Origin of the sequence: Paraburkholderia sp. BR10872, from assembly GCF_040965835.1 — a bacterium.
GTDB lineage: Bacteria > Pseudomonadota > Gammaproteobacteria > Burkholderiales > Burkholderiaceae > Paraburkholderia > Paraburkholderia nodosa_A.
This window is the reverse complement of the sequence record NZ_JBFRCN010000003.1, coordinates 258972-270688: the sequence shown is the minus strand read 5'-3', so window position 1 is coordinate 270688 and position 11717 is coordinate 258972. Positions and strand designations below refer to the sequence as shown.

The 11717-nt window shown below is 64.4% G+C and carries 9 protein-coding genes and 2 tRNA genes; 4 read left to right on the top strand and 7 right to left on the bottom strand.

All coding sequences use genetic code 11. The features are described from left to right. Positions 1 to 652: NAD(P)H-hydrate dehydratase (locus tag AB4Y43_RS04690; protein WP_368727127.1), on the top strand; the 652-nt coding region annotated here is incomplete at its 5' end. Positions 653 to 907: 255 nt separating this feature from the next. Then, on the top strand, positions 908 to 2527 hold the full coding sequence (pgi, locus tag AB4Y43_RS04685) for a glucose-6-phosphate isomerase (protein ID WP_368727126.1): 1620 nt from the start codon (positions 908 to 910) through the stop codon (positions 2525 to 2527). A 54-nt stretch (positions 2528 to 2581) separates the two neighbouring features. On the opposite strand, the gene AB4Y43_RS04680 is transcribed toward pgi, so the two are convergent. Continuing rightward, positions 2582 to 3328, bottom strand: a complete 747-nt coding sequence (locus tag AB4Y43_RS04680; RefSeq protein ID WP_368727125.1) for an ABC transporter ATP-binding protein — start codon at positions 3326 to 3328, stop codon at positions 2582 to 2584. Positions 3329 to 3445: 117 nt separating this feature from the next. Here AB4Y43_RS04680 and AB4Y43_RS04675 point away from each other — a divergent pair, with 117 nt between their 5' ends. Continuing rightward, a complete protein-coding gene (locus AB4Y43_RS04675; protein ID WP_069268129.1) occupies positions 3446 to 4102 on the top strand; it encodes an arylesterase in 657 nt (218 codons plus the stop codon). 206 nt (positions 4103 to 4308) lie between these two features. Further along, positions 4309 to 4656, top strand: coding sequence for a hypothetical protein (locus tag AB4Y43_RS04670; protein ID WP_028206982.1), 348 nt, complete (start codon positions 4309 to 4311; stop codon positions 4654 to 4656). Between the two features lie 96 nt (positions 4657 to 4752). Here the strand turns inward: AB4Y43_RS04670 and AB4Y43_RS04665 are convergent, their stop codons facing one another. The 6 genes from AB4Y43_RS04665 to clpX form a co-directional block, all read right to left on the bottom strand. Continuing rightward, positions 4753 to 6699, bottom strand: coding sequence for a SurA N-terminal domain-containing protein (locus AB4Y43_RS04665; protein ID WP_368685858.1), 1947 nt, complete (start codon positions 6697 to 6699; stop codon positions 4753 to 4755). A 103-nt stretch (positions 6700 to 6802) separates the two neighbouring features. Then, positions 6803 to 6879: transfer RNA gene (locus AB4Y43_RS04660), tRNA-Asp, on the bottom strand. Between the two features lie 33 nt (positions 6880 to 6912). After that, positions 6913 to 6988, bottom strand: a tRNA-Val gene (locus tag AB4Y43_RS04655). A gap of 71 nt (positions 6989 to 7059) precedes the next feature. Further along, entirely contained in the window at positions 7060 to 7404 is a 345-nt protein-coding gene (locus tag AB4Y43_RS04650) for an HU family DNA-binding protein (protein WP_368727133.1), read from the bottom strand. A 262-nt stretch (positions 7405 to 7666) separates the two neighbouring features. Then, positions 7667 to 10093 (bottom strand): endopeptidase La, encoded by a 2427-nt coding sequence (lon, locus tag AB4Y43_RS04645; protein ID WP_069268095.1) that lies wholly within the window; start codon positions 10091 to 10093, stop codon positions 7667 to 7669. A gap of 191 nt (positions 10094 to 10284) precedes the next feature. Next, entirely contained in the window at positions 10285 to 11556 is a 1272-nt protein-coding gene (gene clpX / locus AB4Y43_RS04640; RefSeq protein ID WP_028216418.1) for an ATP-dependent Clp protease ATP-binding subunit ClpX, read from the bottom strand. Positions 11557 to 11717: the final 161 nt, after the last annotated feature.

The window sequence follows — 11717 nt, the reverse complement described above, 5'->3', positions numbered from 1 at the left end:
CCCCGAACTCATGCTGCACGCGGCGGCCAGGCTCTCGCTCGGCGCGATGGACGCCGTCGCGGCGGGCTGCGGCATGGGCGGCAGCGCGTCGGCGCGCCAGCTCGTGGACGCCATCCTGCGCCTTCACGCCCCCGTGCTCCTCGATGCCGATGCGCTCAATCTCGTCGCGCGCGACGAGGCGCTCGCGGCGCACGTCGCGCAGTCGGCGACCGCGCGCGGCGCGCCTTGCGTGCTCACGCCGCATCCGCTGGAAGCGGCGCGCCTGCTCGGCTGCGACACCGCCGCGGTGCAGCGCGACCGCCTCGCCGCTGCGCGAACACTTGCGGCCTGCTACGCGGCGGTTGCCGTGCTCAAGGGCAGCGGCACCGTGGTCGCCGCGCCCGACGGCCGCGTCGCCGTCAATCCCACCGGCAACGCGGGCCTCGCCACGGGCGGCACCGGCGACGTGCTCGGCGGCATGATCGGCGCGCTGCTGGCCCAGCGCGTGCCGCCCTATGAAGCGGCGCTCGCGGGCGTCTACCTGCACGGCCTCGCCGCCGACACGCTGTGCGCACAAGGCGACGGCCCCGCGGGCCTCACGGCAGGCGAACTCGCGCCAGCGGTGCGCAAGCTCATGAACCGGCTCTTTTACGCGCCGTCTTATGCCGCCTGAAGCCGCATGCCGCGCGTCCGGTCGCACGGCACGCGGCTTGCTTCACGGCGACGCTGGCCCTACCTCCCGCTCCCGGCACAGCCGCAGGCATCCACAACGCTGCGCAGTGTCGCGCGAGGCCGCTATACTGATCCTCCGCACGCCGTCTTCTACCGGAGGCGGCCCGTGCTTGCCCGCGGCGCGCGAAGCGCGCGTTCGGCCAGACCGGCGAACCGCACCTGCCGCCCTCCATTCGTGATCCCTCGCTAGACGAACATGACGAATCCGCTCCCCGCCTGGTCCGCGCTACAGACGCATTACGAACAGATCCGCGACGAAAAGCTGCGCGACTGGTTCGCCCCCGCCAACGACCCTGCGCCGTCGCGCGCCGAACGCTTCACGTTCGCAGGCGCCAGTCTCGGCGCCGACTTCTCGAAGAACCGCATCACCGACGCCACGCTCAAGCTGCTCGTGCAGCTCGCTCGCGAGGCCGGCGTAGAAGCGCGCCGCGATGCGATGTTCAAGGGCGAAGCCGTCAATCCGACTGAAGGCCGCGCGGCGCTGCACACCGCCTTGCGCGCCACCGAAGCCGACGCCCCGTACCACGCCCAGATCGCCGCCGAACGCGCGAAGATGGCGAAGTTCGCCGACGCCGTGCGCAGCGGCGCATGGACCGGCTACACGGGCAAGCGCATCCGCCATATCGTGAATATCGGCATCGGCGGCTCGGACCTCGGGCCGAAAATGGTCGTGCACGCGCTCAAGCATCTCGAACTGCCCGAGATCACCTCGCACTTCGTCTCGAACGTCGACGGCGCGGACCTGTGGCGCACGATCGAAGACATCGATCCGGAAGAAACGCTGGCGATCATCGTCTCGAAGACGTTCACGACGCTCGAAACCATGACCAACGCGCTGTCGATGCGCGACTGGTTCGTCAAGCACGGCTGCCCGCAAGGCGAACTCGCGAAGCACTTCGTGGGCGTCTCGGCCAATCCGGCCGAAGTCGTGAAGTTCGGCATCGCCAAAGAAAACGTGTTCGAGATGTGGGACTGGGTTGGCGGCCGCTATTCGTTGTGGTCGGCCGTGGGCCTCTCGATCATGATCGCCATCGGACCGCAGCAGTTCGACGAACTGCTCGCCGGCGCGCACGACATGGACAAGCACTTCCGCGAAGCGCCGCTGGAGAAGAACCTGCCCGTGCTGCTCGGCATGATCGGCATCTGGTATCGCAACTTCTTCGGTTCGCAGAGCTATCTCGTTGCGCCCTACTCCGAAGCGCTGCACTTCCTGCCTTCGTATCTCCAGCAGCTCGAAATGGAGAGCAACGGCAAGTCGGCGCGCCTCGACGGCAAGTTCGTCGATTACGCGACCTCGGCGATCACCTGGGGCGAGCCCGGCACGAACGGCCAGCACGCGTTCTTCCAGATGCTGCACCAGGGCACGACGATCGTGCCGATCGACTTCATCGCCGTACTCACGCCCGAGCATCCGCTGGCCGACCATCATCCGAAGCTGCTCGCAAACTGCTTTGCGCAGAGCGAGGCGATGATGCTTGGCCGCACCGAGGAAGAAGCGAAGAAGATTGCCGGCCCGGACAAGCCCGAGCTCGTGCCGCACATCATGTTCCCCGGCAACCGCCCGACCACGACGCTGCTCGTCGATGCGCTCACGGCCCGCTCGCTTGGCGCGCTGATCGCGCTCTATGAGCACAAGGTGCTGGTGCAGGCTTCCGTGTGGGACATCAACCCGTTCGACCAGTGGGGCGTGGAACTCGGCAAGATCCTCGGCAAGGTGGTGGAAGCGGACTTGAACGCGGCAAGCGCCGATGTGAAGCCGCACGATTCGTCCACGGCCGCGCTGATCGCGCGCGCCCGTGCGGCGCTCAAGCGCTAAATCGGGCAGAAGCGGCGTGCGCATGCACTGCGCACGCCGTTCACCGGACAGACGTTAACGCCCGGCTTCGACATTGCTCGCGTTGCGCGAGGATGCCGCGCCATGCGGCGCGTTGGGCACGCGGTGGCCCGCTTCGATCGTGATGATGGCGTCGCAGCGCTGCGCGAGATCGACGTCGTGGGTGACGAGCACGAGCGTCGCCCCGTTCGAGCGATTGAGTTCGAACATCAGGTCGATAACGGCGTGGCCGGTGGCGGCGTCGAGGCTGCCAGTGGGCTCGTCGGCGAACAGCACCGCGGGGCGCGTCACGAATGCGCGGGCGAGCGCCACGCGCTGCTGCTCGCCGCCCGAGAGCAGCTTCGGATAGTGGCCCGTGCGCTCGGCAAGACCCACACGCTCGAGCAGCGTGCGCGCGCGGGAGAACGCGTCACGCGTCGACATGCCGCCCTGCAGTTCGAGCGGCAGCGCGACGTTCTCCAGAGCGGTGAGATGCGGCATCAGCTGGAACGACTGGAACACGAAGCCCACCGAGCCGTTGCGCAGCGCCGCGCGCTGATCTTCGGCCATGCCGGTAAGCTCATGGCCTAGCAGGCGCACCGAACCCGCGCTCGCGCTGTCGAGGCCGGCCAGCAGGCCGAGCAGCGTCGACTTGCCGGACCCGGAAGCGCCGACGATCGCCACGCTCCCGCCCGCCTGCATGGTGAGGTCGATGCCGTCGAGGATCGTCAGTTCGCCGGTCGCGTCGGTGACCCGCTTGGTCAAACCCCGTACTTCGATGACTGGATCGCTATTCATTCGCACATGATGACGCACAGGTTAGCCGTGAACCAGAAGCGCGCCGCGCGGCGCGCCGCCCTTTCCCGCGCTTGGTCCCGCTTCAGCGCGCTTGCCGCTATCGCCACCTTGACCGCTGCTGCGTTGCTGGGCGCCTTATGCGGCACGACCGGCACCGCGCTCGCTGCCACGCCCGTCTCTACTGCCAACGCGGCGACAAACCCCGCCGCAACGGCGAAGCCGAACATCGTCGTGCTCGGCGACAGCCTTTCGGCCGAATACGGCCTGCCGCGCGATACGGGCTGGGTGGCCCTGCTGCGCCAGCGGCTCGCCAGCGAGCGAATCGATTATAACGTTGCGAATGCGAGCATCAGCGGGGACACGACCAGCGGGGGACTCACGCGCCTGCCGCTCGTCATGCAGCGCATCAAGCCCGCAATCGTGATCGTCGAACTCGGCGCAAACGACGCACTGCGCGGCGTACCGCTCACGACGACCGAGAGCAATCTGCGCGCCACCGTCGCGCAGATCCGCAAGGGCGGTGCGAAACCCGTGCTCATCGGCATGTACGTGCCGCCCAACTACGGGGTCGACTATACGCGTGACTTCCACGCCATCTACGAGCGGCTGGCGAAAGAACTGAACGTGCCGCTCGTGCCCTTTCTGCTCGCCGGTCTCGCCGACAAGCCCGAACTCTTCCAGGCCGATCAGATCCATCCCACGCAGCAGGCACAGCCTTTGCTGCTCGATAACGTGTGGCCAACGCTCAAGCCGCTGCTAGGCAGCGGCGTGCGGCGCTGAGGCGGCAGCGGGACAAACGCGCGGGCGTCCTCACCGGGCGCCCATTCCCAGGGCCCCGCCCTCGGCGCGTTCAAGCCGCTCGAGCCTCTCGGCCAGCGTGGCGGCGGGCAACCGCGTCCCGCCATTGGCCACCGTTTGCGTCAGACACGCGAGCCCGCGAAGTTTCGCTGTCTGAATCCGACCGACCCTGACTGGAGGGAAGAAGCATGAAATATTTACCTCTCATTGTCGTTACGGCAGCCCTTGCTGCCTGCGCCAATCAGCCAATGCCGAGCGGAGCACAGTCCGTCGGCACGAGCCAGCAACCGCCTGCGACGGTTGCCCAATGCATCGCGCAAAAATGGGCCGACAAGTCGCAACAGCAAGTCGTCTCGCAGTCCGTGCTCGCCAACGGCCAGGCTGTCGACGTCTACGTCCCTGGCCAGCAGCCGCCTAACGGCGCAGCCGCAACGGTGCGCCCGGCATGGAGCGCCAGCGCGAAGACGTGGGTCGGCTTCCGCTCAGGCGGCGGCGCCGGTGGGGACGCCACCAGCGACATCAGCGCCTGCCTCTGATTTCGCGCTCGCCAGAACGCAAAAAGCCCCGCGATGTCTCGCGGGGCTTTTTTTGCGCCGGCTCTCGACGCCGGCGGGCGGATACGCGGATCGGGCTTACTGGGCGTTGTCGCCGTCGCCCGACTGGCTGGCCGAGCTGAGCGAGCCGTAGAGCTTCACCTTCGCGCGCTCGCGCAGCGCGTCGAGGTACGCCTGCACCTGCGACTGGCCGTCCACCTGGGCCAACTGCTGCTGCGCGGCGGCCAGACGCGGGCCTTCTGCGGCCGCACCGTTGGTCACGCTGTTCACGCGGTAGATCGCATAGCCGTCGTTGCCGAGGTCCACGCCCACGTAAGCGGGCAGCTTCTGCGCATCGGCCTTGAAGACGGCGGACAGCGCGCCGGGCGGCAGGCCCTGTGCGTCGTTGCGCGACACCTTGAGCGCCGACGAGAAACCGTCGGTGGATTTCGACTTCTGCAGCTCCGCGAGCTTCGCCTCGCCGTCCTTGTGCGCGATGTCGGCGGCCTGCTGCGCGACCACCTTCCGGCGCACCGCGTCCTTGACCGCGGCGAACGCGGGCACGGCGGCCGGCTGGTAGTTCGTCACGTGAGCCGAGATCAGCGTGTTGTTGCCGACGTCGATCGCCTGGGTGTTGTTGTGCTGGTTCACCGAGTCGCTCGCGAATACCGCGTCGAGGAACTTCTGGTTGTTCAGCGGGCTGTCCGGCGGCAGCGCTGCATTCGGCTTCGGCGTGACCGTCGCCGTCTGGATCGTCAGCTTGTACTTGTCCGCGGCCGGCTGCAGGCTCTTGGCCTGCTCGTAGACCACCGACGTAAAGCCATCGCTCGCGTCGGCGAGCAGCTTCGCGGCTTGCTGCGTCTTCACGTCGTTCGTGATCTGCGCCTTCACGTCGTCGAACGGCTTCGTGACCGCCGGCTTCAGGTCCGTGACCTTGACGATGTGATAGCCGAAGTCCGACTGGATCACGTCGCTGATCTCGTCCTTCTTGAGCTTGAAGACCGCGGCGTCGAACGCCTGGCCGCCCGCGATCATGCCTGGGCCGAAGTAGCCGAGGTCGCCGCCCTTCGAGGCCGAACCCGGGTCCTGCGATTCCTTCTGCGCGATCTGCGCGAACTGGTCCGGATGCGCCTTCACTTCGGCGAGGATCGATTCGGCCTTCTGCTTCGCGGCGTTGCGCACGTCGGCGCTCGCGTCCTTCGGCACCGTAATCAGGATGTGGCTCGCGCGCACTTCTTCCTGCGTGCGGTAGTGCGCGATGTTGTCGTCGTAGTACTTCTTGAGATCGGCGTCGCTCGGCTGCACGCCGGCGGCAACCGTCGCCGCGGAGAGCACGAGATACTGGATCTGCGCCGTCGCCGGCGTGGCGAACGCGTTCTTGTTCGCGTCGTAGTACGCCTGCAATTGCGCGTCGGTCGGCTGGACCTTGGGCGCATAGTCGCTCGTGTGGAACGCGAGGCCCTGCACTTCGCGCTGTTGCTCCGAGAGGCCCGTGAGCTGCTGCGCGAGCGCCTTCGGCGTGAACGCGCTGCTGATGATCGACGCCGGCAGTTGCTGCATGGCGAGGCTATAGCGCACGCGCTCGTCGTACTGCTCCGGCGTCATACCCTGCATGGCGAGCAGCTGCTTGTACTGGTCGAGGTTGATCGAACCGTCAGGATTCTTGAGCGACGAGATCACCGGGTCGGAGAGCAGCGCGCGGCGCACGGCGTCGTCCGAGGCGGTCAGGTGCAGGCGCTGCGTTTCGTCCACGAGCACGCGCTGCTGGATCAGACCGTCGAGGATGTCCTTGCGGTGCTGGGGCGTGTCGAACATGCTCGCATCGAATTGCGCGCCAAGGACCTGGCGGGCCTGGTCGAGCTGCTGGCGCGCGGCGTTGTCGTATTCGACACGCGTGATCTTGTGCCCGTTGACGCTCGCGACGTTCGCGCTTTCATCGAAGAAGCCGCGGAAACCTTGAATACCGACGAAGCCCAGCCCTGGCAGGACGACCAGGAGCAGCATGAACATCATCAGGCGTTTGTGATTGCGGAAAAAGTCGAGCATGCGTGACCAGACGTTGAGGGCGCCAAAAAACGGAACGCCCGATATTACAACAGCGGCCAACAAAAAAGGCGAACCGGAGTTCGCCTTCTTGTCGAGATATCCTTGGCGGAGCGGACGGGACTCGAACCCGCGACCCCCGGCGTGACAGGCCGGTATTCTAACCAACTGAACTACCGCTCCGTGCGGGTGCGCTACGTACCGGAACTGAAGCTGTGGTGGGTGCTGAGAGGCTCGAACTCCCGACCTACGCCTTGTAAGGGCGCCGCTCTACCAACTGAGCTAAGCACCCAGCTTCATGCTTTCCTGCGCTGCTTCCTGTAGTGCGACTTCTGCTGCGCTACCCATCAGGTAGCGAGCCCGCTAGTTTAGCGCATCCTTCAGCGCTTTGCCAGGCCTAAATTTGGGCACCTTCGCCGCCTTGATCTTGATCGCGTCGCCAGTCCGCGGATTGCGGCCCGTGCGCGCCGTACGCTTGCCGACGGCGAACGTGCCGAAGCCGACGAGCGTGACCGAGCCGCCCTTCTTGAGCGTGCCTTTGACGCCGCCGATCACGGCGTCGAGTGCGCGCCCCGCAGCCGCCTTCGAAATGTCGGCTTGTTGCGCAATATGGTCAATCAGTTCCGTTTTATTCATTCCAGCCCCCGAGAATGTGTTTGGGTAAACGTAAGAAAGAAGGTCAACTTGTTGGATAGACGTCCCCGGCATAGCGCGGGGCCCGCTCATTTAACGGGGCCGCAAATGCCGTGTCAAGCGGGGTTGAGCCTGATTTGGCGCGGGATTCGAGGGATTTTTCGATGGAGTCTTCGAACAAGTGGGAAAAGGCCGAAAAAAGCGCTGGTTGTCATCACAACGTCAAGAATCGCGACGCAAGCAAAAAGCCCGCGGACCATGCCGCGGGCTTTTTTGGGGTCCAACGCGCCGCGCAGAGCGCGGCTTGTCGAAGGCGTACTGAAGGTGTACCGAAGGCTTAGTGCTTGACGACTTCCGTCGCGCCGGCGTCCTTCGATTCGGCCACGGGCGCTTTGGCGTCCTCGGCCTTCACTTCTTCTTCCGGCAGCGGCTGCGGCACACGTTCGAGCGCGAGTTCGAGCACCTTGTCGATCCAGCGGACCGGCACGATTTCGATCGAGTTCTTCACGTTGTCCGGAATCTCGGTGAGATCCTTGACGTTCTCTTCCGGGATCAGCACGAGCTTGATGCCACCGCGATGCGCCGCGAGCAGCTTCTCCTTCAGCCCGCCGATCGGCAGCACTTCGCCGCGCAGCGTGATCTCGCCCGTCATCGCCACGTCGGCACGCACCGGAATGCCCGTGAGCACCGACACGAGCGCCGTCGTCATCGCACCGCCTGCGGACGGACCGTCCTTCGGCGTCGCGCCTTCCGGCACGTGGATGTGGATGTCCTGCTTCTCGAACGCCTCGTCCTTGATACCGAGACGACGCGATCGCGAACGCACCACCGAGCGTGCCGCTTCGACCGATTCCTTCATGACGTCGCCGAGCGAACCCGTGCGGATCACGTTGCCCTTGCCGGGCATGACCGCCGCTTCGATCGTCAGCAGATCGCCGCCGACTTCCGTCCACGCAAGACCCGTGACCTGACCGATCTGGTTTTCCTTCGCGGCCAGACCGAAGTCGTACTTGCGCACGCCGAGGAAGGTGTCGAGATTGGCGCTGTCCACCGTGACGGCCTTGTCGGCCTTCTTCAGCAGCAGCATCTTCACGACCTTGCGGCAGATCTTCGACACTTCGCGCTCGAGCGAACGCACACCCGCTTCACGCGTGTAGTAGCGAATGATGTCGCGGATCGCGCCTTCGGTCACCTCGATCTCGCCCGGCTTCAGCCCGTTGTTCTTCTTCTGCTTCGGCAGGAGATAACGCTGGGCGATGCTGACCTTCTCGTCTTCCGTGTAACCGGACAGACGGATGACTTCCATCCGGTCGAGCAGCGGCGGCGGGATGTTCAGCGAGTTCGACGTGGCGACGAACATCACATCGGAGAGGTCGAAATCGACTTCGATGTAGTGATCGGCGAACGTGTGGTTCTGTTCCGGATCGAGCACTTCAAGCAACGCCGACGACGGATCGCCGCGGAAATCCATGCCCATCTTGTCGACTTCGTCGAGCAGGAAGAGCGGATTGCGCACGCCGACCTTGGTCAGGCTTTGCAGGATCTTGCCCGGCATCGAACCGATGTACGTACGACGGTGACCGCGAATCTCGGCTTCGTCACGCACGCCGCCCAGCGCCATACGCACGAACTTGCGGTTCGTTGCGCGCGCAATCGACTGCCCGAGCGAGGTCTTGCCGACGCCCGGAGGCCCGACGAGGCACAGGATCGGCGCCTTGACCTTGTCCACGCGCTGTTGCACCGCGAGATACTCGAGAATGCGTTCCTTCACCTTCTCGAGACCGAAGTGGTCTTCGTCGAGAACGGCTTCTGCATTCGAGAGGTCGTTGTTGACCTTGCTCTTCTTGCGCCACGGCAGGCCGATCAGCGTGTCGATGTAGTTGCGCACGACGGTCGCTTCCGCCGACATCGGCGACATCAGCTTGAGCTTCTTGAGCTCGGCGTCGGCCTTCTTCTTGGCTTCCTTGGGCATGCGCGCAGCCGTGATACGCTTCTCGAGTTCTTCGAGATCCGCACCCTCTTCGCCTTCGCCCAGTTCCTTCTGGATGGCCTTGACCTGCTCGTTCAGGTAGTACTCGCGCTGGCTCTTTTCCATCTGGCGCTTCACGCGGCCGCGAATGCGCTTCTCCACCTGGAGAATGTCGATTTCGGCTTCGAGTTGCGCGAGCAGGTGTTCCAGACGCTCCACGACCGGGAACATCTCGAGGATGTGCTGCTTCTGGTCGAGCTTGAGCGGCAAATGCGCGGCGATGGTGTCAGCAAGACGACCGGCCTCGTCGATGCCCGACAGCGACGTCAGGATCTCAGGCGGGATCTTCTTGTTGAGCTTCACGTACTGGTCGAACTGCGAGACGATCGCGCGGCGCAGCGCTTCGGTTTCTGCGCTGTCGGCGTGGTCCGGTTCGAGCGGCATCACTTCGCACGAGAACTGCGTTTCCTGCTCTTCGATGGAAAGCGTCTTCGCGCGCTGCAGGCCTTCCACGAGCACCTTCACGGTGCCGTCGGGCAGCTTGAGCATTTGCAGGATGTTGGCGACACACCCTACTTCATACATGTCTTTTTCGGTCGGCTCATCCTTCGCGGCGGTCTTCTGCGCGACGAGCATGATGTGCTTGCCGCCTTCCATAGCCGCTTCGAGGGCCTTGATCGATTTCGGTCGGCCCACGAAAAGGGGAATCACCATATGCGGGAAGACGACGACGTCTCGCAGCGGCAGCAGCGGGAGCGTGGTGCGTTCCGGCGGGAGGAGTTGGGTTCCTGACATTTCATTTCCCCATGAGTGGAATCAATTGTTCGGTAATTGAGGCCTGAGATACCGATTGCAAGCCTCGCGCGTGTGGGAAAAGTTCAGTGACTCCAAAATAGTGCGCCATCGACCACAAGATTAAACGAAAAAGCCGTTCATCCCATTGTATGAACGGCCCTTTTCCGGAACTCTTTAGCCGATCACCACCATCAGTTCGACCCTGCAACCTTCGGAGCGTCTTCGTAGATCAGCAGCGGTTTGCCGTCGCCGTCGATCACGTTGTCGTCGATGATGACCTTGCTCACGCCCTTCATGGCCGGCAGCTCGTACATCACGTCGAGCAATGCCTGTTCCAGGATCGAGCGCAGGCCACGAGCCCCCGTCTTGCGTCGGATCGCCTTGCGGGCGACGGCCTGCAGCGCAGCCGGGCGAATTTCCAGCTCCACGCGCTCCATGTTGAAGAGCTTGTGATACTGCTTGACGAGCGCGTTCTTCGGCTCGACCAGAATCTTCATGAGCGCGGCCTCGTCGAGCTTGCCGAGCGTGGCGACCACGGGCAGACGGCCGATCAGTTCGGGAATCAGGCCGAACTTGATCAGGTCTTCCGGTTCCGTTTCGCGCAGCACTTCGCCTGTGTCGCGCTCCTGCTTGCTCTTCACGCTCGCGCCGAAGCCAATGCCGGTCTTTTCCGTACGGTCGGTGATGACCTTTTCCAGACCGTCGAACGCGCCGCCGCAAATGAACAGGATATTGGTCGTGTCGACCTGGATGAAATCCTGGTTCGGATGCTTGCGGCCGCCCTGCGGCGGCACCGAAGCCATCGTGCCCTCGACGAGTTTGAGCAGCGCCTGCTGCACGCCCTCGCCGGACACGTCGCGCGTGATCGACGGGTTGTCCGACTTGCGGCTGATCTTGTCGATTTCGTCGATATAGACGATGCCGCGCTGGGCCTTGTCGACCTCGTAATTGCAGTTCTGCAGCAGCTTCTGAATGATGTTCTCGACGTCTTCGCCCACGTAACCGGCTTCGGTCAGCGTGGTGGCGTCGGCGATCACGAACGGGACGTTCAGAAGGCGCGCGAGCGTCTGCGCGAGCAGCGTCTTGCCCGAACCCGTGGGCCCGATCAGCAGGATGTTGCTCTTGGAGAGTTCGACGTCGTCCTTCTTGTCGAGATGCTTCAGACGCTTGTAGTGGTTGTACACCGCCACTGCGAGAATCTTCTTCGCGCGCTCCTGCCCGATCACGTACTGGTCGAGGATGTCGCGGATCTCCTGCGGGCTCGGCAGGTCCGAGCGCGACAGCGCCGCGTCGACGCCGGCACCGGCGGCTTCGTCGCGAATGATCTCGTTGCACAAGTCGATGCATTCATCGCAGATGAATACCGACGGACCAGCGATGAGCTTTTTCACCTCATGCTGGCTCTTGCCGCAGAACGAGCAATACAACAGCTTCTCGCTGTTAGAACCTTTCTTGTCCGCCATGGATAAATGAGCCTCCGGACACTCTGTTACATGATACGCCGTTTCCCCCGGCGAGGCCGGAGGGTGCGTGAACCGCTTGCTGTGACGGCGTTGGGGGCCGCAGGCCGCGAAGCGCGTTTGCCGATTATTTCACAAGGTCTGCGCGGCGTCGGCTATCCCCT